The 18,609-nt window shown below is 69.0% G+C and carries 18 protein-coding genes; 3 read left to right on the top strand and 15 right to left on the bottom strand.

Annotated features, from left to right (window positions below; translation table 11 throughout):
- Nucleotides 1-153: 153 nt before the first annotated feature.
- Nucleotides 154-2,259 carry an NAD(P)-binding protein gene (locus DBY63_RS01240; RefSeq protein ID WP_108581085.1) on the top strand — a complete coding sequence of 702 codons (2,106 nt, stop codon included), beginning with the start codon at nucleotides 154-156 and terminating at the stop codon, nucleotides 2,257-2,259.
- Here the strand turns inward: DBY63_RS01240 and DBY63_RS01245 are convergent.
- From DBY63_RS01245 to ccmA, 10 genes are read right to left on the bottom strand one after another with little or no spacing between them, the layout of a single operon-like run.
- The gene (locus tag DBY63_RS01245) at nucleotides 2,185-3,081 is read right to left on the bottom strand and encodes a hypothetical protein (RefSeq protein WP_108581212.1); all 897 of its coding nucleotides are present in this window, start codon (nucleotides 3,079-3,081) and stop codon (nucleotides 2,185-2,187) included. The two genes, DBY63_RS01240 and DBY63_RS01245, sit on opposite strands and share 75 nt — an antisense overlap.
- Before the next feature lie 35 nt (nucleotides 3,082-3,116).
- Nucleotides 3,117-4,304, bottom strand: coding sequence for a c-type cytochrome biogenesis protein CcmI (gene ccmI, locus DBY63_RS01250; protein ID WP_256594331.1), 1,188 nt, complete (start codon nucleotides 4,302-4,304; stop codon nucleotides 3,117-3,119).
- A complete protein-coding gene (locus tag DBY63_RS01255; protein WP_108581086.1) occupies nucleotides 4,301-4,750 on the bottom strand; it encodes a cytochrome c-type biogenesis protein in 450 nt (149 codons plus the stop codon). Before DBY63_RS01255 ends, ccmI begins: the two co-directional genes overlap by 4 nt.
- Entirely contained in the window at nucleotides 4,747-5,280 is a 534-nt protein-coding gene (locus DBY63_RS01260) for a DsbE family thiol:disulfide interchange protein (RefSeq protein WP_108581087.1), read from the bottom strand. The genes DBY63_RS01255 and DBY63_RS01260 overlap by 4 nt, the downstream gene beginning before the upstream one ends.
- Nucleotides 5,280-7,241, bottom strand: a complete 1,962-nt coding sequence (locus tag DBY63_RS01265; protein ID WP_108581088.1) for a heme lyase CcmF/NrfE family subunit — start codon at nucleotides 7,239-7,241, stop codon at nucleotides 5,280-5,282. The genes DBY63_RS01260 and DBY63_RS01265 overlap by 1 nt, the downstream gene beginning before the upstream one ends.
- A complete protein-coding gene (ccmE, locus tag DBY63_RS01270) occupies nucleotides 7,238-7,693 on the bottom strand; it encodes a cytochrome c maturation protein CcmE (protein WP_027601890.1) in 456 nt (151 codons plus the stop codon). Before ccmE ends, DBY63_RS01265 begins: the two co-directional genes overlap by 4 nt.
- Nucleotides 7,690-7,866, bottom strand: a complete 177-nt coding sequence (gene ccmD / locus DBY63_RS01275) for a heme exporter protein CcmD (RefSeq protein WP_074583134.1) — start codon at nucleotides 7,864-7,866, stop codon at nucleotides 7,690-7,692. The genes ccmE and ccmD overlap by 4 nt, the downstream gene beginning before the upstream one ends.
- A complete protein-coding gene (locus tag DBY63_RS01280) occupies nucleotides 7,863-8,609 on the bottom strand; it encodes a heme ABC transporter permease (RefSeq protein WP_108581089.1) in 747 nt (248 codons plus the stop codon). The genes ccmD and DBY63_RS01280 overlap by 4 nt, the downstream gene beginning before the upstream one ends.
- A 10-nt stretch (nucleotides 8,610-8,619) precedes the next feature.
- The gene (ccmB, locus tag DBY63_RS01285; protein ID WP_027599850.1) at nucleotides 8,620-9,291 is read right to left on the bottom strand and encodes a heme exporter protein CcmB; all 672 of its coding nucleotides are present in this window, start codon (nucleotides 9,289-9,291) and stop codon (nucleotides 8,620-8,622) included.
- Nucleotides 9,288-9,893: a cytochrome c biogenesis heme-transporting ATPase CcmA gene (gene ccmA, locus DBY63_RS01290; protein ID WP_108581090.1), complete on the bottom strand. Its 606-nt coding sequence runs from the start codon at nucleotides 9,891-9,893 to the stop codon at nucleotides 9,288-9,290. The genes ccmB and ccmA overlap by 4 nt, the downstream gene beginning before the upstream one ends.
- A gap of 107 nt (nucleotides 9,894-10,000) precedes the next feature.
- Between ccmA and DBY63_RS01295 the strand changes: the two genes are divergently transcribed.
- Nucleotides 10,001-11,575, top strand: coding sequence for a flagellar hook-length control protein FliK (locus DBY63_RS01295; protein WP_108581091.1), 1,575 nt, complete (start codon nucleotides 10,001-10,003; stop codon nucleotides 11,573-11,575).
- Nucleotides 11,572-11,886 (top strand): EscU/YscU/HrcU family type III secretion system export apparatus switch protein, encoded by a 315-nt coding sequence (locus DBY63_RS01300; RefSeq protein ID WP_007158963.1) that lies wholly within the window; start codon nucleotides 11,572-11,574, stop codon nucleotides 11,884-11,886. Before DBY63_RS01295 ends, DBY63_RS01300 begins: the two co-directional genes overlap by 4 nt.
- Nucleotides 11,887-12,036: 150 nt before the next feature.
- On the opposite strand, the gene mazG is transcribed toward DBY63_RS01300, so the two are convergent.
- The 5 genes from mazG to DBY63_RS01325 all read right to left on the bottom strand — a co-directional run bounded on the left by mazG (nucleotide 12,037) and on the right by DBY63_RS01325 (nucleotide 18,475).
- Complete coding sequence (gene mazG / locus DBY63_RS01305; protein WP_108581092.1) at nucleotides 12,037-12,882, bottom strand: nucleoside triphosphate pyrophosphohydrolase; 846 nt, start codon at nucleotides 12,880-12,882, stop codon at nucleotides 12,037-12,039.
- A gap of 69 nt (nucleotides 12,883-12,951) precedes the next feature.
- Nucleotides 12,952-15,192 carry a GTP diphosphokinase gene (relA, locus tag DBY63_RS01310; protein WP_007158965.1) on the bottom strand — a complete coding sequence of 747 codons (2,241 nt, stop codon included), beginning with the start codon at nucleotides 15,190-15,192 and terminating at the stop codon, nucleotides 12,952-12,954.
- A 61-nt stretch (nucleotides 15,193-15,253) separates the two neighbouring features.
- Nucleotides 15,254-16,618 carry a 23S rRNA (uracil(1939)-C(5))-methyltransferase RlmD gene (rlmD, locus tag DBY63_RS01315; RefSeq protein ID WP_108581093.1) on the bottom strand — a complete coding sequence of 455 codons (1,365 nt, stop codon included), beginning with the start codon at nucleotides 16,616-16,618 and terminating at the stop codon, nucleotides 15,254-15,256.
- On the bottom strand, nucleotides 16,605-17,504 hold the full coding sequence (cysM, locus tag DBY63_RS01320; RefSeq protein WP_007158967.1) for a cysteine synthase CysM: 900 nt from the start codon (nucleotides 17,502-17,504) through the stop codon (nucleotides 16,605-16,607). The genes rlmD and cysM overlap by 14 nt, the downstream gene beginning before the upstream one ends.
- Nucleotides 17,505-17,584: 80 nt before the next feature.
- On the bottom strand, nucleotides 17,585-18,475 hold the full coding sequence (locus DBY63_RS01325; protein ID WP_169742403.1) for an alpha/beta hydrolase-fold protein: 891 nt from the start codon (nucleotides 18,473-18,475) through the stop codon (nucleotides 17,585-17,587).
- Nucleotides 18,476-18,609 lie beyond the last annotated feature (134 nt).

The raw sequence follows: 18,609 nt of genomic DNA on the forward strand, positions 1-18,609 counted from the left end.
TCGGCCGACCGGTCTTCGCCGGGCCAGCGCCTCAACTATTTCCGTTGCCTTGCTAAAGTCTCAAGGGAACTTTTCGATAAAGTGATATTACCCTAGCCATCATCTGGTATTCGTCCACTGGTGCAACAATTTGCACACTTCGGAGCAATAGGCATGGACGCTGTACCTTCTGTCCGCAAGATCGCCATCTTGGGCGGCGGCGTGTCCGCCGTCACCACCGCCTTTCGTCTTACTAGTGAGCCCAACTGGCAGGAGCGTTACCAGATCACCCTGTATCAGCAGGGCTGGCGTCTCGGCGGCAAGGGGGCCAGCGGACGCAATGCCGCCGACCACCAGCGCATCGAGGAACACGGCATCCATGTCTGGTTCGGCTTCTATTACAACGCCTTCCATAGCCTGAGGCAGTGCTACGAGGAATTGGGCCGGCCCGCTGGCGCGCCGCTGGCGACGCTCGATGAGGCCTTCTTCCCGCATTCCCACACCGCCTTCGCCGACGACTTCCAGGCGCAGTGGACCACCTGGCCCATCGACACCCTGGCGTTGCCCGGCAAGCCCGGCGAGGGCTGGAATCCCAAGCCCTTCATGGCCGCCCTCGGCGATCTGCTGGAGTGGCTGCTGCGGCTGGGCGAGGTGGACGACACCCCGACTGCCGCTGCGTCAGGTGGCCTGTTTGCCCGGCTGCGCGCACATTGCCGCGAGGAGCTGCATGAGCGACTCCTGAACGAGGCGGAGCGCCAGCTGCAGCAGGCCCGCACGGCGCTGTCCGACGGCGTCGACCATCCCGTGCTGCTGGCGCTGCTGCGCAAGCTCCGCGGCCTGCTCGGCGACATCCTGCACGACCGCAGTCAGACCCACGTCAAGGCCCACCGGCTGTGGCTGCTGATGGACTTCGGCCTGACCGTGCTGATCGGCATGCTCGCCGACGAGGTCTATGCCAAGGGCTTCGCGGCGCTCAACGCAGAAACCTTCCAGGCCTGGCTGAGCCGTCATGGCGCCAGCACCGCGACCCTGGACGGCGCGGTGTTCAAGTCCCTGCACGGCGGCATCTTCGCCTATCGCGACGGCGATCTCGCCCAGCCCGACGTCGAGGCCGGCACCGTGCTGCGCGCCGCCCTGCTGGCCCTGACCACGGCCAAGGGCTCCTTTATCTGGCGCATGCAGGCCGGCATGGGCGACGTGGTCTTCGCGCCCTACTACGAGGTGCTCGCGCGCCGCGGGGTGGACTTCCGCTTCTTCCACCAGGTGACCGCCATCGAAGCCGCCGACGACGGCCAGGGCCCGCGGGTGACGCGCCTCCAGATCCAGCGCCAGGTCAGGCTCAAGGGCGCCGCCTACCAGCCGCTAGTGGACGTCAAGGGCCTGCCCTGCTGGCCCTCGGCGCCGCTGTACGAGCAGCTCGACGACCAGATCGCCCGGGACCTGCAGGAGGGCCAGATCAACCTGGAATCCAACTGGAGCGGCTGGCAGGGCGTCGAGCGGCTGGAACTGCAGGTCGACCGCGACTTCGACGAGGTGGTGCTGGGGATCTCCGTGGCCGGCCTGGCCGACCTGGCCCCCAGCCTGTGCGCCCTGGACCCGGCGTTCGCGCGCATGACCCGGCAGGTGGCCACCGTCGCCACCCAGGCGGTGCAACTCTGGCAGAATCGCGACGCCTGGCAACTGGGCTGGAGCGGCTCGCCCGAGGGCGGCCAGGCCCCCGAGCTGCTGGGCTTCGCCGCCCAGGCGATGGACTCCTGGGCCGATGTCAGCTACCTGGTGGAGCGGGAGGACTGGTCGAGCGGCACGCCGCCGGCGGACATCAGCTATTTCTGCGGGGTGCTCGCCGCCGCGGCCGCCCCACCCATCGGCAAAAAGGATGACTATCCGCAGCAGGAAGCCGCCAAGGTGAAGCAGGCCTTCCTCGACCTCATGAACGGCAAGCTGGGTGCCTATTGGCCGGAAGCCGTGACCCCGGCGGGCTATCGCTGGGACTTCCTGCTGGCACCCCCCGAGGTCCAGGGCCAGGCGCGCTTCGACTATCAATATTGGCGCGCCAACGTCGATCCCAGCGAGCGCTATGTGCAGAGCGTGGCCGGCAGCAGCCGCCATCGGCTGACCACCGACGGCAGCGTCTGCCGCAACCTCTACCTGACCGGCGACTGGATCGACAACGGCTTCAACATGGGCTGCGTGGAGTCGGCGACCCTATCCGGCCTGCAGACCGCTCGCGCCCTGCTCGGCCACCGTGAGGTCCTGCCCGGCGAGGACGCCTTCCAGTAGCGCCACCGTCTGGGCCGCTGCGCGCTCGGTGCAGCGGTCCACGGCAGGCGGATAGCACGGCTCGCCGCCGTCCAGGTAAGCCAGCAATTCGGGCGCCTGGTTCCAGACGGCGGCCTCGCTGTAGAGCTTGGGTAATTCGAAGCGAATCCAGCCGTCCATGAGGCGCACGCCCAGTTCCTCGATACCCAGCCCGTGCCCCTCGATGACCTCGCGATCCGCCTCGGTGAGGGGATAATGCGGGGGATAGAACTCGGCGAGGCTGACCAGCAGCTTGACCGAGAAGCCGCGCGGATCGGCCAGCAGGGCCCCCAGCTCGGCGAACAGCGTCGCCTCCTCCACCAGCGCCTGGGCGAACATCAGCCGATAGAGGGTGATGTTGAGGAACAGCTGACCTACCGCGTTCTCCGCGCGAGCCTCTTCCTGATGCAGGGCGAAGCCGGCGAGGATGGAGGCGTTGTGCGCCCGGTACCAGTGACGCGGGGTGGGATCGGCGATGAAGGTCAGCCAGCAGCGCGTCGGATAGGGCGCCTGGTCACCGGCCAGGCCATGCTGCGCCAGGCAACCGGCCAGCTCGGACAGATAGATGAAGTGCAGATTGACGTTGCGCCACCAGGCGCTGCCGGTCACGGGATCCAGGACACCGGCCTGGATTTCCCAGTCGAGAAAGGCCAGCTCCGAATCGCCATAGCTCAGGCCATCGTTGTCGGCGTCGCCAAAGCTCCTGTAGAAGTCCTCGCGGACCGCCCGCCGCCGGACAGGCACGTTCTCGATCTGGCGACAGAGTTCGCGGGTCGCCGCGACGGCGTCTTCATAGGTGTACATGCCTTCCCTGCCCTGCGTGTTGGAATCCTGGCCGATCATGGCGCAATGGCATCACCGGCCTCCACGCGCAATAGGCTGAACGCACTAGAAGGGAGCTCCAGTGGCTGTCCCTCATGCCGCCAGTCGCCCCTGAGCGGATCGCCGCCCCGGGCGATCACCACCACGGGTCTTACCCGCCGGTGGTCGGACAGCTTGCGCTGCGGCAGCATGGCGTCGCGATCGTCCAGGCGCACCCGGAGGGGCAGATCGGCAACCCGCAATCGCCGTACCGCCAGCGGTGGGCCGGGCTGATCCACCGCCAGGGCCAGCACGAAGACGCTGTCCTCGGGCCGTACCCGCTGCGCCACCGCGGGCGCCAGGCGGACCTCCACTTCGAGCCCCGGCTTGGCCAGCGCCTGACCGGCCGCCCGCGCCGCCGTCTCCGCCCGGGCGATCCCCTGGGCGAGGGTGGCGCGCAGGGGATCGCCCGCTGGCAGCACGGCGACCAGCCGCTGCCAGTAGCCTGCCGCCTCGGCGTAGCCCCCCCGTTCGTAGGCAGCCATGCCCAGCAGCCCCAGGGTGGTGGGCTCCCCGGGATTGGCCGCCAGGGCTTCGTCGGCCAGCGCCCGGGCCTGGGCATCCAGCTGGCGCCCGGCGGCGAAGAAGCGGGCCTGGGCCAGTTGCCCAAGGACCTCCGCGCGCCGGCCATCACGAGGAATGACCTGTTCGAAGGCGGCCACGGCATCCCGGTAGCGACCCAGGCCGGCATAGGCGCGTGCCAGCAGGTACCAGTTGTCGGCCGCCTGGGGTTGCAGTCGCGTCGCTGCCTCCAGATCGGCCAGCAGCGCCTGGGGCGAGGCCGGCGGCGCGGCGAGACGCTGACTCAGTTGCCAGGCCGGCCAGCCGCCCAGCAGCAGGTAGAGCCCCAGGGCCAGGGCCGGGCCACCCAGGGCGACCGCGACCCCCAGGCGACGGCCGCGGCGCTGGGGCGAAGCCTCCTCGGCAGGACTGTCGGCGAGCAGGCTGCGGCCGGCCTCGGCTTCGGCCAGCGCCAGGGCCTGGTCGTCCAGCTCGCCCCGGGCCGCCCGCGCCCGAGCTTCGGCCAGGCGCTCCTGATAGAGGGTGCGATTGAGCACCGCGCGCTGGTCCGCCGTGGCGGGTCCGCCGCGCAGGAGCGGTACCAGCAGGATCAGCAGCGCCAGGATCAGCAGCAGCCCCGCCAATCCCAAGAAGGTCGGCATCATGGCTCCTCCTCCGCCTGCAGCGCGGCCAGGCGCTGGCGTTCGGCCTCGCTCAAGGCCTGCTCCGGCCGGCGCCGCCGCGTCAGGACCAGCAGCAGGCCGGCACCGCCCAGCAGGCCCAGGCCCGGCAGCAGCCACAGCAGCAGGGTGCGCCCCTCGAAAGGCGGTCGATAGCGGATGAATTCACCGTAGCGCTGCTCCAGGTGGGCGATGATCTCGGCATCGCTCTGCCCGGCCGCCATCAGGCGCTGGATCTCGCGGCGCAGATCGCCGGCGATGGGCGCATTGGAATCGGCCAGGTCCTGGTTCTGGCACTTGGGGCAGCGCAGTTCGCGGGTCAGCGCCTGGAAGCGCGCACGCTCAGCGTCGTCGCGAAAGCCATAGGGGTCGATGGCCGCCTGGCTCAGGGTCGACCAGAGCAGCAACAGCAGCAGCCAGCCGGCCCTCATGGCGTCGCTACCAGGGCGCGATAGCGCGGCCCGAGGTCTGCGTTCCAGACGCGCTGATCGATCACCCCGACATGGCGATAGCGCACCACGCCCCGGGCATCGATGAGAAAGGTCTCCGGCGCGCCATAGACGCCCAGGTCCAGCCCCAGCCGGCCTTCGTCGTCGCGAATATCGAGCTGGTAGGGATCGTGGAACTCCGCCAGCCAGCGGCGGGCGCTGGCGTTGTCATCCTTGTAGTTGATGCCGTGGATCACCACGCCCTCGGCCTTGAGTCGAGTGAGCAGCGGGTGCTCGTCCCGGCAGGCCACGCACCAGGTGCCCCAGACATTGACCAGCGCCGGGCGGCCGAGCAGGTCCTGCCGGGTGAACAGGCGGTCGTCCTGCACGCCTGGCAGCGAAAACGCCGGAAAGGGTTGGCCGACCAGCGCCGACGGCAGGACCTGGGGATCGCGATAGAGCCCGCGAAAGAGAAAGCCGGCCAGCACCAGAAAGGCCAGCAGTGGCAGGCAGAGCAACAGGCGACGGCGCATCAGCGGGACTCCGCGGCAGAGGCAGGGGAAGACGACCGGCGGCGGCGATAGCGCGGATCGGCCAGGGCCAGCAGGCCGCCCAGGGCGGTGAGCAGGCCACCAAGCCAGATCAGCCGGACGAAGGGCTTGATCTGCAGGCGCACGGCCCAGGCGCCCTGCCCCAGCGGCTCGCCGAGGGCCACATAGAGATCGCGGGTCAGGCCGGCGTCGATGGCGGCTTCGGTCATCACCGCGCCACTGGCCAGATAGCGGCGTTTTTCCGGGGTCAGCAGGGCGACCACCCGGCCCTCGCGCTCGACCTGCAGCAGGGCGCGCTCGGCGGTGAAGTTGGGCCCTTCGTAACGCTGGGTACCGGCGAAGCCGAAGCGATAGCCCTGGAGTTCGACGTGCTCGCCTGGCGCCAGGCGCAGATCGCGCTGCACATCTAGCTGGCTGGCCAGCACCACGCCCAGGGCCAGCACCGCCAGCCCCAGGTGGGCCAGGTGCATGCCCCAGTAGCTGCGGGGCTGACTGCGCAGGCCGCGGCGCCAGCCCAGCGCCGCCACCTTGCCCAGCGCGTCGCGCAGCGCGGTCAACAGGATCCAGGCCGCCAACGCGAGCACCGCCAGGATCGCCGCCCTGGGCTGATCCAGCCACCAGCCAAGCAGACCGGCCAAGGCCGCGCAGCCCAGCAGGATGGGTGCCAGCAGGCGCGCCAGCCAGCGACCCGGGCTGCTTTTCCAGCGCACCAGCACCCCGACGCCCAGGGCCAGCATCAGCAGCGCCATCAGCGGCACGAACAGCAGGTCGAAATACGGCGGGCCCACCGACAGCTTGGCGCCGGTCAGGCTGTCGATCACCAGCGGATAGAGGGTGCCGAGCAGGACCGTGGCGGCGGCGGTCACCAGGATCAGGTTGTTGATCAGCAGCAGCGCCTCGCGCGACGCCAGGCCAAAGGACGCCGAGCCGCTGAGCGCCGGCGCGCGCCAGGCGAACAGCGCCAGGGAGCCGCCGACCACCAGCAGCAGGAAGGCCAGGATGAAGACGCCGCGGGTGGGATCGCTGGCGAAGGCATGCACCGAGGTCAGCACCCCCGAGCGCACCAGAAAGGTCCCCAGCAGGCTGAGGGAAAAGGCGGCGATGGCCAGCAGCACCGTCCAGCCCTTGAACAGGCTGCGTTTCTCGGTCACCGCCAGGGAGTGCAGGAGCGCCGTGCCCACCAGCCAGGGCATGAAGGATGCGTTTTCCACCGGATCCCAGAACCACCAGCCACCCCAGCCCAGTTCGTAGTAGGCCCACCAGGAGCCGAGCACGATGCCGCAGCCGAGAAAGGCCCAGGCGAGCAGGGTCCAGGGCCGGGCCCAGCGCGCCCAGGCGGCGTCCAGCCGGCCTTCCAGCAGCGCCGCCAGGGCGAAGGCGAAGGCCACCGAAAAGCCGACGTAGCCCATGTAGAGCATGGGCGGATGCAGGATCAGCCCGGGGTCCTGCAGCAGCGGATTGAGGTCGTTGCCCTCCCGCGGAAATTGCGGCAGCAGGCGGGCGAAGGGATTGGAGGTGGCGACCAGAAAGGTCAGGAATCCGGTGGCCACCAGCCCGAGGATGCCCAGCACCCGCGCCAGCAGCGCCTGGGGCAAGGATCGCGAACAGCACGCCACCGCCAGACTCCAGCCCGCCAGGATCAGCGCCCAGAGCAGCAGGGAGCCCTCGTGGGCGCCCCAGGTGGCGCTGACCTTGTAGTACCAGGGCAGGCGACTGTTGGAGTTGGCCGCCACATAGGCCACCGAGAAGTCGTCCTGCAGAAAGGCCCAGGTCAGGGCCGCAAAGGCCAGCGCCAGGAACAGCCACTGGCCGAAGGCGGCCGGGCGCGCCAGGCGCATCCAGTCGACCTGACCGCGCCAGGCGCCCAGCAGCGGCAGGGTGCCCTGCACCAGAGCCATGGCCAGCCCCAGCAGCAGGCAGAGTTGTCCGAGTTCCGGGATCATGGCGCCGGCCTCGCGCCGTCGAGCGGCCGTCCGGCCTGGCGCAGCGCCTGGCTCACTTCGGGGGGCATGTATTTCTCGTCGTGCTTGGCAAGGATCTGGTCGGCCACCAGGCGCCCCTGGTCGTCGAGTCGACCCAGGGCCACCACGCCCTGCCCCTCACGGAACAGATCCGGCAGGATGCCGGCATAGCTCACCCGCACCTCCTGCTGGAAATCGGTGATGACGAAACTCACCGCCAGGGAATCCGCGGCGCGTACCAGGCTGCCCTGCTCCACCATGCCGCCGGCGCGGATGCGGGTATCGCGCGGCGCCTCGCCTCGGGCGATCTGGCTCGGGGTATAGAAGAGGTTGATATTCTGCTGCAGGGCGCTGAGGGCCAGCGCCGCTGCGCCCCCTACGCCCAGCAACAGCAGCAGGATCCACAGCAGCCGACGACGACGAACCGGATTCATGGACGCCGCTCCCGCCGCCAGCGCTGGCGCAACTCCCGCTGCAGCCGGCGACGCGCCTGCCAGCCGTGCAGCAGCAGGCCGCCGAGGACGATCAGGGTCAGGCCGAAGGCCGGCCAGACATAGAGGCCATGACGCCCCATGCCAAGGGCTTGCGCCCAGTCCACGCCGCTCACGCGCCCTCCTCGCCCAGTTCCAGGCGTACCCAGCGACTGCGCCATTCGCGCCTGAGCACTTCCAGACGCATGCGCTGCAGCAGCACGCCGGCAAAGAACAGGTAGAACGCCAGCACCATCACTAGCAGCGGCAGCCACATGGCCGCCGGCATCGGGGGACGCTCCACCAGGCTGAAGGTGGCCGGCTGGTGCAGGGTGCTCCACCACTCCACCGAATACTTGATGATCGGCAGATTGACCGAGCCCACCAGCGCCAGGATGGCGCAGGCCCGGGCGGCGCTCTCGCGATGGTCGATGGCCTGCCCCAGGGCGATCACGCCCAGATAGAGAAACAGCAGCACCAGCATCGAGGTGAGCCGGGCGTCCCATATCCACCAGGTGCCCCAGGTGGGAATGCCCCACAGCGACCCCGTGGCCAGGGCGATCACCGTCATCCAGGCGCCGATAGGCGCGGCCGAGCGCAGGGCCACATCGGCCAGCTTGAGGCGCCAGACCAGGCCGATGGCCCCGGCGACCGCCAGCAGCAGATAGCAGGACTGCGCCAGAAAGGCCGCCGGCACATGCACATAGATGATGCGAAAGCTGTCGCCCTGCTGATAGTCCGGCGGCGCCAGGAACAGCCCCCAGCTCAGGCCGACGGCCAGCAGCAGTCCGGCCAGCGCCAGGCAGGGCCCCTGCAGCCGGCCGGCCAGGCGATAGAAGATGGCGGGAGAGCCCAGGCGATGCAGCCAGGTCCAGTTCATGTCGTCCTCGTCATTGGGCCGCGCCGATGCGCAGGCCGGCGGCGATCGCCAGGGGGGCCAGGGTCAGGGCCAGCAGGGTGAGGCAGCCCAGCCAGAGCAGCAGCCCCGCTACCGGCAGGCCCAGCCGCGCCGCGTCCAGGGTGCTGGCGCCAAGGATCAGCACCGGGATCTGTAGCGGCAGATTGAGCAGCGCCAGCAGCAGCCCGCCACGGGCCAGGCCCACGGTGAGGGCCGCGCCGATGGCGCCGATCAGGGTCAGGGCCAGACTGCCCAGGGTCAGGGCCGCCAGGGTCGCCGGCAGGGCCGCGGCGGGCAGCCCCAGCATCAGCGCCAGTACCGGCGTCAGGGCCACCAGGCCGAGGCCGGCGAAGCACCAGTGCACCAGCAGCTTGAGCAGGACCAGCAGCGGCAAGGGCTGGGGCGCCAGCAGCCAGAGTTCCAGGGAGCCGTCCTGCCACTCGCTGCGAAACAGGGCTTCCTGACCGAGCAGCAGGGCCAGCAACAGCGCGATCCACAGCAAGCCCGGCGCCAGGGCGGCCAGCTGCTGGCTATCTGGCCCCAGGGCCAGGGGAAAGAGGGTCACCACCAGGGCATGGAAAGCCAGAGGCGTGAGCCACAGCGCCGGTCGGCGCCAGGCCAGGCGCCCTTCGCGCCCGAGGATGGCCAGCCAGGCGCCGCTCATCGACCAGCGTCCAGCCAGAGCAGGCGATGGGCGGCCGGGGCGGCTTCCAGCTCGCGGTGACTGGTCAGCACCAGGGCGCCACCCGCGGCGCAATGCGCCTGCAGGCGCGCTTCCAGCCGCGCGCAGGTGCTGGCGTCGAGGGCGGTGAAGGGTTCGTCCAGCAACCAGAGCCGCGGCGGTTCGGGCAGCTGGAGACGGGCCAGGGCGACGCGGCGACGCTGACCCGCCGAGAGCTGCCGGCAGGGCTCGTCCGCCCAGTCGGCCAGTCCCTCGGCCGCCAGGGCGGTCCGGCAGGCCTCCCGCGTCGTCGGGCGCCACAGATTGGCCAGGCTATGGAGATTTTCCGCCGCGGTCAGCCCCTCGGCGATGCCGGGCGCATGCCCCAGCCAGAGCAGTTCGGCGGCGGCGGGCCGGCGTACCGTACCGGCATCCGCCGGCAGCAGTCCCGCCAGGATGCGCAGCAGGCTGGTCTTGCCACTGCCGTTGACGCCCCCGATCTGCAGCGATTCGCCCGCCGCCACGCTCAGACTCAGGTCGTCGAACAGCAGGCGACCGCCCCGTTCGCAACGGAGCGCGACGGCGTCGAGCAGGGGCTGATTCAAGACAGGGGTTCTCACGGCACTAAAGTCGGTCGGGCGCTGGCCGTTAACCCGGCACACGCCCTTGAAGGCGCGCCATTATACACAGGCGATTCCACCGGACCTGCCCGATGACCTCCATCTCCGCGATCCAACCCAGCGCTGGCGTCTCGCCCGCCCTGCCCGTGCGGGCCGCGGCGGCGCAGGCGTCGGACGCGGGGGCGCAGATCCTGCAGGCCCTGCAATCCCTCGACGACCTGATTCCGCCCGGCAGCACGGCCACCGCCGAGGTGCTGGCCACCCGTCCGGCCGGCCAGAGCTTCCAGTTCCTGCTGCAACTGCAGCTGGCCGAGGGCGGCAGCGTCCTGCTCACCACCCAGAGTCCGACCAACAACCTGCCGGTGGGCAGCCAGCTGCTGGTGAGCACCCTTGGCTCCACCCAGCTGGCAGTACTGCTGCAGAGCCTGGAGGGCGACGCGCCACCGCCGCCGCTGCAGCAACTGGACCTGCGCCAGTTGCCGGTGGGCACCACCCTGCAATTGCGGGTGCTGAGCAGCCTGCTGCAACAGCCACCCGGTGCGGCGCCTACCTACGAGGTGATCGCCAAGGCCCTGAGCTCCAGTCTCGAAGGTCGCCAGCTCAAGCTGGAATCGCCCCGCCCGGTGCCGGTGGGCAGCCTGCTGACCGTGGTGATCAAGGACAGCCAGGAGGTCACGGTGCTGCCCATGGCCCAGCGTCTCGACCAGCTCGACATCGACCGCCAACTGCAGGGCCAGGGACAGCGCCAGCTGTCGATGAATGCCCTGCTGCAATGGCTGGAGGACGTCCCCGAGGCGGACCTGCCACCGTCGGTGGGTGCGGCGCTCAAGTCCCTGCTGGCCAATCTGGAACACACCGAGGCCCTGACCACCCCGCAGGGCTGGGCGCGCGCCCTGGCGCGCAGCGGTCTGCAACTGGAGCAGCAACTGCTGGATCGCGGCGGTCCCGAGCTGCAGGAAGACTTCAAGGCCAACCTGCTGCGCCTGGTGGATCGGCTGCTGGCCAGCGTACCGGGCGAGACCCTGCGCAATCCCCAGGTCGCGATCCAAACCGCCCAGCAGAATCTGCCCGATGCCTTGCGCCGGGCGCTGGGCGACGCCGCCACCGCCAGTCGCCAGCCCACCGCCCTGGACTTTCCCCTGGGTGAGCGCGACGGTCGCGGCCTCAGTGCCGCCAACGCCGAACTCGACGAATTGCTGCAACTGGCCACTGGCGTCATCGCCCGGCTGCAGACCCACCAGCTCGCCAGCCTGGCGCAGACCCAGGTCTTGCCCGACGGCTATTACCTCTCCACCTGGCAGACCGAGATCCCCTGGCGCGATGGCGAGCGCCTTGGCGCGGTGCAGGTGCGCTTCCAGGAGGAACGACCGCCGCCGGACAGCCGCGGCGAAGCCCGCGACAGCCTGTGGAAGGTGGAACTGGCCTTCGATCTGGCGCCGCTCGGCCCGCTGCAGGTACGCGCGCAACTGGCCAGTGGCCGGCTGTCGAGCGAGTTCTGGGCGGAAAAAGGCGCCACCGCCACCCTGATCGATACCGAATTGCCCCATCTGCGCGAGCGCCTGCTGGCCGCCGGCTTCGTGGTCGGCGACCTCAGCAGCCGCCAGGGCCGTCCCGCACGCCATCCGCGCACCTCCCTCGAACAACGCTGGATCGACGACACCGCATGAGCACGACCGCCGCCCGCCAGGCCATCGCACTGTCCTATGACGGCAGCAGCGCCCCCATCCTCTCCGCCAAGGGCGACGCCGAACTGGCGGAACTCATCCTGGCCACCGCCCGGGAGCACGAGGTGCCCATCTATGAGAACGCCGACCTGGTGCGCATCCTGGCGCGCCTGGAGCTGGGCGCGGAAATCCCCGAGGCGCTCTATCGCACCCTGGCCGAGATCATCGCCTTCGCCTGGCACCTCAAGGGCAAGTGTCCGGCACACTTGGCCGACCAGCCGGATCTGTCGTACGGTTGGGAGCGGATGCCGTAGATATCCAGCTCAATTCTCTTATCGCGGTCATGGGCCGCTCCTACAGGGAGTGATGCTCTTGTAGGAGCGGCCCATGGCCGCGATAGTCCACGTCAGAGCGGTCGCTACGGCGCACCGGCATGGCCGCGACAAAACCCGCAAAAACCTCCCCTACCCCCGCCGCAACGAATGCCCGACGGCGCCCTTCTCTTCCACCTTGGCGGCGTCCCACAGGGCATCCATCTCCTCCAGACTGGCCTCCTGGGGCGTGCGGTCCTGGGCTTTCAGCGCCTCTTCGATGAAGCGGAAGCGCCGCTCGAACTTGGCGTTGGCCTGGCGCAGGGCGTCTTCGGCGTCGACCTGCAGGTGCCGCGCCAGGTTGACCATCACGAACAGCAGATCGCCGACCTCTTCCGCCACCTGGGCCGCCTGGCCGTTGGCCATGGCCTCGCGCACCTCATCCAGTTCCTCCTGGATCTTGGCCACCACCGGCGTGGCATCGGCCCAGTCGAAGCCGACATTGGCCGCACGCTTCTGCAGCTTGGCCGCGCGACTCAGGGCCGGCAGCGCGGCCGGCACGTCGTCCAGCAGCGACAGCTGCTCGGGCGCCGCGGCCTTTTCCGCGCGCTCCTCGGCCTTGATCTCTTCCCAGCGGCGCTTGATGGTCGCCTCGTCCAGCCGCGGCAGGTCCAGCGGGCCATGCAGGTCGCCATCGGGAAAGACATGGGGGTGGCGCCGCACCAGCTTGCGGGTGATGCCATCCACCACCTGGGCAAAGTCGAAATGGCCATCCTCGCGCCCCAGCTGGCTGTAGTAGACGACCTGGAACAGCAGATCGCCCAGCTCGTCGCGCAGCTGCGGAAAATCCCGCCGGGCGATGGCGTCGGCGACCTCGTAGGCCTCTTCCAGGGTGTGGGGCACGATGCTGGCGTAGTCCTGGCGCAGGTCCCAGGGGCAGCCGTGTTGGGGGTCGCGCAACCGGGCCATGAGGTGCAGCAGGTCGTCGAGCTTGTACATTGGGTGAATCCTGTCACTGGAAAAAGAACGAGGCGCCAGGAGGCGCCTCGTCGGGGCATCGTCACCGGCTCAGGCGGCGCGATTGCGCCGGGCTTCGATGATGTTGGGCAGCTGGGAGATTCGCCCGAGCAGACGACCGAGGGCGTCCAGGCCGGGGATCTCGATGGTCAGCAGCATGTTGGCGGTGTTTTCCTCGCGATTGGAGCGGGTGTTCACCGCCAGCACGTTGATCCGCTCGTTGAGCAGGATCTGCGAGACATCGCGCAACAGACCGGAGCGGTCGAAGGCCTTGATGACGATATCGACCGGATAGGTCTGCACCGGCACCGGGCCCCAGCTCACCTGAATGGTCCGCTCCGGCTCGCGACTGGCCAGCTGCAGGGCGTTGGCGCAGTCCTGCCGGTGGATGGTCACGCCGCGCCCCAGGGTGATGTAGCCGACGATGGCATCGCCCGGCACCGGCTGGCAGCAACCGGCGATCTGGGTGAGCAGGTTGCCCACGCCCTGGATCTGCACATCGCCGCGCTTGCCCGGCTTGTTGGTCGGCTTGCGCGGCAGGAGATCGAGGGTATCGACGCCCTTGTCCGGCTCCACCAGCTGCTGGGCGGCGTGCATCACATGGGCCAGGCGCAGGTCACCGGCGCCCAGGGCTGCCAGCATGTCCTCGGCACCCTTGTAGTTGACCTTCTCGGCCAGCGTATTGAAGTCCACCGGCGGCAGCGCCAGGCGCGACAACTCTCGCTCGACCATGGCCTTGCCGGCGGCGACGTTCTGGTCACGCGCCTGGAACTTGAACCAGTGGACGATCTTGGCCCGGGCCCGCGAGGTGTTGACGTAGCCGAGGTTGGGGTTGAGCCAGTCGCGGCTGGGCGAGCCCTGCTTGCCGGTGATGATTTCCACCTGCTCGCCGGTCTGCAGCTGGTAGTTCAGCGGCACGATGCGGCCGTTGATCTTGGCGCCGCGGCAGTTGTGGCCGATCTCGGTGTGCACCCGGTAGGCGAAGTCCAACGGCGTCGCGCCCTTGGGCAGGTCGATGGCGTGGCCGTCGGGGGTAAAGACATAGACCCGGTCCGGCTCGATGTCGACGCGCAACTGGTCGGCCAGGCCGCCGATGTCGCCCAGCTCTTCGTGCCATTCCAGCACCTGGCGCAGCCAGGAGATCTTCTCTTCGTAGTGGTTGGAGGCCGACTTGACGTCGGTGCCCTTGTAGCGCCAGTGGGCGCAGACCCCCAGTTCGGCCTCTTCGTGCATGGCGTGGGTGCGGATCTGCACCTCCAGCACCTTGCCCTCAGGACCGATCACCGCGGTGTGCAGGGAACGGTAGCCGTTCTCCTTCGGGTTGGCGATATAGTCGTCGAACTCGCGGGGAATGTGCCGCCACAGGGTATGCACGATACCCAGCGCGGTGTAGCAGTCACGCACCTCGGGTACCAACACCCGCACCGCGCGCACGTCGTAGATCTGGCTGAATTCCAGGCCCTTGCGCTGCATCTTCCGCCAGATGGAATAGATGTGCTTGGCCCGGCCACTGATGTCGGACTTGATACCGGTGGCGGTGAGTTCGTCACGCAGCTGCTGCATGACATCGGCGATGTACTGCTCGCGATCCAGCCGCCGCTCGTGCAGCAGGGTCGCGATCTGCTTGTACTGCTGGGGCTCCAGGTAACGGAAGGACAGGTCCTCCAGCTCCCACTTGATATGACCGATGCCCAGGCGGTGGGCCAGGGGTGCATAGATGTCGGCCACCTCGCGAGCCACCCGGTTGCGGCGTTCTTCGGTGGCGTTCTTGACCGCACGGATGGCGCAGGTGCGCTCGGCCAGCTTGATCAGGGCCACGCGCACGTCGTCGACCATGGCCACCAGCATGCGCCGCAGGTTGTCGACCTGGGTCTGGCTGCCCAGCACCATGGACTTGCGCGGATTGAGACTCTCGCTGATCGCCGCCATGCGCAGCACGCCTTCGATCAGCTTGGCCACCACCGGCCCGAAATGCTCCGCGGCCGACTCCAGGGTCGCCTTGCCCTCGCGCACCGCCCGGTAGACGATGGCCGCGATCAGGCTGTCCTGATCCAGCTTGAGATCGGCCAGGATCTCGGCCATCTCCAGCCCGGTATGGAAACTGGAGGTGCCCTCCGCCCAGGTGTGCTCGACCTGGCCGGAATTCTCCTCCGCCGTGCGGGCGAAGCCGCAGGCATCCAGCAAGGTCTCGCGATCGAGATTCGGATCCACGCTCTGGATGTGATCCAGCCAGGCGTGAAGGTTGATGCTGCCATCGACGTTGACTGGCTGATGCGCTCTGACCTGTACCATCTACCCCTTCCTCACGGCGGTGCCTTCGCCGGATTGGCTCGCATCGGTTGGCGAGCCGTCGTTACCCGGGCATCCCGCCCGCTTCGAACAACACCATGGCTTCCACATGGGCGGTCTGCGGGAACATGTCGAGAATGCCCGCTCTTGTCATGCGATAGCCCTGTCGGACCAGCTCTCCCGCGTCCCGCGCCAGGGTGGCCGGATTGCAGGAGACATAGACCAGTCGCCCGATACCCAGGCCGCTGAGTTGCCGGACCACTTCCAGCGCACCGTCGCGCGGCGGATCCAGCAGCGCCAGCGAATGGCTGCCCAGATCGGCGGGTAGCGGGTTCGACAGGTCCACCTGTAGAAAGTGCGCGTTGCCGATGCCGTTGTCACGCGCATTTTGTATTGCCCGGGATGTCATCGCCGCGACCCCTTCGATCCCGGTGACGGCCGCCGCCTGCCGCGCCAGCGGCAAGGCGAAGTTGCCGAGGCCGGAGAAGAGATCGAGGACCCGGTCGTCGGCCTTGGGCGCCAGCCAGTCCAGCGCCTGGGCGACCATGGCTTCGTTGATGGCGGCATTGACCTGGACGAAGTCGCCCGGCTGATAGGCCAGCGTCAGGTCCCAGGGCGCCAGCCGATAGCCCAGCCTGGCGTCGGCCTGGTCCGGTTGCGGCTCGCCCTTGCCCTGCCACCAGAGCTGGACGCCGGCCGCCGCGCAGAAGTCGCGCAGGCGCGCCTGGTCACCCGGCAGCAGCGCCTGGGTATGGCGCACCAGCAAGGCGGTTGCCGTCCCCTGGAAGAGTTCGACATGTCCGATCGCCTGGGGCCGTTCCAGCCCGCTCAGCAGCTCCGGCAGCGCCCGCAGCAGGGGCTGCAGTTCCGGCACCAGCACCAGGCAGTCGTCGGGGGTGACGATGTCCTGGCTGGCTTCGGTGCGAAAGCCCACCTCCAGGCGGCCCTGGCGTTCGTCCCAGCGCACCGCGATGCGGGCGCGACGGCGATAGCCGAATTCGGGTCCGACCATGGGCGCGGCCCAGGCCAGCGGCTGCACCCCGGCCAGCCGGCGGAACTGCTCGGCCAGGGCCTCCTGCTTGAGGGTCAGCTGATCGGCATGGGGCAGGTGCTGCAGGGTGCAACCGCCGCAGCGGTCGGCCACGCTGCAGGGCGGCGTACGCCGCAGCGGACTGGCCTCCAGCACTCTAAGGGTACGGGCTTCGACCACCTGGCTGCGGGCACCGAGCACCCGCGCCTCGACCCGTTCGCCCGGCAGGGCGCCGGCGACGAACCAGGTCCGCCCGCCTTCGTGAGCGATGCCGCGCCCGTCATGGGACAGCCGCTCGATGCCCAGCAGCTGCCGTTTGCCGGTCGGTACCCCGGTCGCCCGGGCGCCACCGGCCGGCTGGAAGCGCAGTCCGCCACCGCCCCGCTTAGCGCGCGTCATAGACGCCGGTCGACAGGTAGCGATCGCCTCGGTCACAGATGATCGCGACGATCACCGCATTGTCCACTTCCCGGGCGATGCGCAGGGCGCCCGCCACCGAACCGCCGGACGACACGCCGCAGAAGATGCCTTCTTCCCGCGCCAGGCGGCGCATGGTGTCCTCGGCTTCCTGCTGGCCCATGTCGATGATGCGATCCACGCGGCTGGCCTCGTAGATCTTTGGCAGATAGGCCTCCGGCCAGCGACGGATGCCGGGGATGGCCGCGCCCTCCTCCGGCTGCAGACCGACGATCTGCACCTTGGGATTCTGCTCCTTGAGGTAGCGCGAGGTGCCCATGATGGTCCCGGTGGTGCCCATGGAGCTGACGAAATGGGTGATGCTGCCATGAGTCTGGCGCCAGATTTCCGGACCGGTACCCAGGTAGTGGGCCACCGGATTGTCGCCGTTGCCGAATTGATCGAGCACCTTGCCGCGGCCTTCGGCCTGCATGCGGGTGGCCAGATCCCGCGCCCCTTCCATGCCGTCTTCCCTGCTCACCAGGATCAACTCGGCGCCATAGGCGGTCATGGCCGCCTTGCGCTCGGCACTGGAGTTGTCGGGCATGATCAGGATCATGCGGTAGCCCATGATGGCCGCCGCCATGGCCAGAGCGATCCCGGTATTGCCGGAGGTGGCCTCGATCAGGGTATCCCCGGGCTGGATGTCGCCGCGGGCCTCGGCCTGGCGGATCATCGACAGCGCCGGGCGGTCCTTGACCGAGCCCGCCGGGTTGTTGCCTTCCAGCTTGAGCAGCACGGTACTGCGGGTGTCGCCGGCCAGGCGCTGCAGGCGCACCAGCGGTGTGTTACCGATGCAATCGGCGATGGTGGGATAGTGCAGACTCATGAATCAGCTCGTTCCGCCAAGGGTGAAAGCCTTCCATGATACTCCCAAAGCCCCGCTGACCCTACCCGTCCGGCGCCTGGCTAGGGTCGGCGCGTGGCGGCACCGTCGCTGGCCACTTCCAAGGCCGCGGGCAGGCTCACTGACAGCACGCCCTCCGGACCCAGGTTGGGACGTATCTCGGGCGTCACCTGCATCCCCGGCAGTCCGGCCAGACGCTCGGCCAGTCGCTTGGCGGCATCGGGCGCCACCTTGCGGGTCAGGTCCTCGGTACCGGAATACAGCCAGAGCTGCACCGGCCGGGCCCCGCCCACGCCCTGGAATTCCTGCGCGCGCTTGAGAATGAAGCCCTGCTGCCAGCCAAAGGCGACATCGCTCGCCACATAGCGCTGGAACGCCTGCGGCTGTCTATAAAGGGTGTCGAGCACGAAGAGGCCGCCGTAGCCATGGCCCCACAGCGTCTGGCGATTGGGGTCCACCGGCACGCTCTGGGTCAGCAGCGGCTTGATGCGCTGCTCGATCAGGTCGAGAAAGGCCCGCGAGCCTCCTGCCGGCCAGTCCTTGCGCACGTCATCGCGGGCGCGGCCATTGCCCACCGCCGGGGTGTAGTCGTAGGTGCGCTCCTGCATGGCGTCCGCGGCATCGGCGTAGCCGATCGCCACCAGCACCGGGGCACTCTTCAGCTTATGGGGCGACAGCCAGACATCCTGGAGTTGCGCCAGGGCGGCATCGCCATCGAGCAGGAACAGCGCGGGATAGCCCATCATCGGCGCCGGCTGCTTGGGAATACCGATATAGACCCGATAGCGGCGCTTGCCATCCGCAGAGTCGAGCAGGTGCGTCTCGAAGCTGTAGTACATCGACCCCCGCTCCACCAGGGTGGTCTTCTTCGGCTCCTGGGCCTGGGTCGGCGCCAGCCAGCCGGTCCCCAGCAACAGGGCGCCCGCCAGCATCAGACTGCAACTCTTCTTCAAAGGATCTCCTCGAACGCAACCGCACCGGAACGACCGGCAGTCCCTACCAGACCGCCGATGGGTTCAATGGTTGTGCACCGCGGCCAGGGACCGTGGCAGCCTTCGCGGATTTTCTCGAATCAGAGCGCCAGGGG

The sequence above is a fragment of the Pseudomonas sp. RIT411 genome (assembly GCF_003057735.2).
Lineage (GTDB): Bacteria > Pseudomonadota > Gammaproteobacteria > Pseudomonadales > Pseudomonadaceae > Chryseomonas > Chryseomonas oryzihabitans.

What these genes read in the sequence shown, in the direction of transcription:
- DBY63_RS01240 (WP_108581085.1), top strand. Translation starts at nt 154, where the DNA reads ATGGACGCTGTACCTTCTGTCCGCAAGATCGCCATCTTGGGCGGCGGC.
- DBY63_RS01245 (WP_108581212.1), bottom strand. Translation starts at nt 3,081, where the DNA reads ATGTACACCTATGAAGACGCCGTCGCGGCGACCCGCGAACTCTGTCGC.
- ccmI (WP_256594331.1), bottom strand. Translation starts at nt 4,304, where the DNA reads ATGATGCCGACCTTCTTGGGATTGGCGGGGCTGCTGCTGATCCTGGCG.
- DBY63_RS01255 (WP_108581086.1), bottom strand. Translation starts at nt 4,750, where the DNA reads ATGAGGGCCGGCTGGCTGCTGCTGTTGCTGCTCTGGTCGACCCTGAGC.
- DBY63_RS01260 (WP_108581087.1), bottom strand. Translation starts at nt 5,280, where the DNA reads ATGCGCCGTCGCCTGTTGCTCTGCCTGCCACTGCTGGCCTTTCTGGTG.
- DBY63_RS01265 (WP_108581088.1), bottom strand. Translation starts at nt 7,241, where the DNA reads ATGATCCCGGAACTCGGACAACTCTGCCTGCTGCTGGGGCTGGCCATG.
- ccmE (WP_027601890.1), bottom strand. Translation starts at nt 7,693, where the DNA reads ATGAATCCGGTTCGTCGTCGTCGGCTGCTGTGGATCCTGCTGCTGTTG.
- DBY63_RS01280 (WP_108581089.1), bottom strand. Translation starts at nt 8,609, where the DNA reads ATGAACTGGACCTGGCTGCATCGCCTGGGCTCTCCCGCCATCTTCTAT.
- ccmB (WP_027599850.1), bottom strand. Translation starts at nt 9,291, where the DNA reads ATGAGCGGCGCCTGGCTGGCCATCCTCGGGCGCGAAGGGCGCCTGGCC.
- DBY63_RS01295 (WP_108581091.1), top strand. Translation starts at nt 10,001, where the DNA reads ATGACCTCCATCTCCGCGATCCAACCCAGCGCTGGCGTCTCGCCCGCC.
- DBY63_RS01300 (WP_007158963.1), top strand. Translation starts at nt 11,572, where the DNA reads ATGAGCACGACCGCCGCCCGCCAGGCCATCGCACTGTCCTATGACGGC.
- mazG (WP_108581092.1), bottom strand. Translation starts at nt 12,882, where the DNA reads ATGTACAAGCTCGACGACCTGCTGCACCTCATGGCCCGGTTGCGCGAC.
- relA (WP_007158965.1), bottom strand. Translation starts at nt 15,192, where the DNA reads ATGGTACAGGTCAGAGCGCATCAGCCAGTCAACGTCGATGGCAGCATC.
- rlmD (WP_108581093.1), bottom strand. Translation starts at nt 16,618, where the DNA reads ATGACGCGCGCTAAGCGGGGCGGTGGCGGACTGCGCTTCCAGCCGGCC.
- cysM (WP_007158967.1), bottom strand. Translation starts at nt 17,504, where the DNA reads ATGAGTCTGCACTATCCCACCATCGCCGATTGCATCGGTAACACACCG.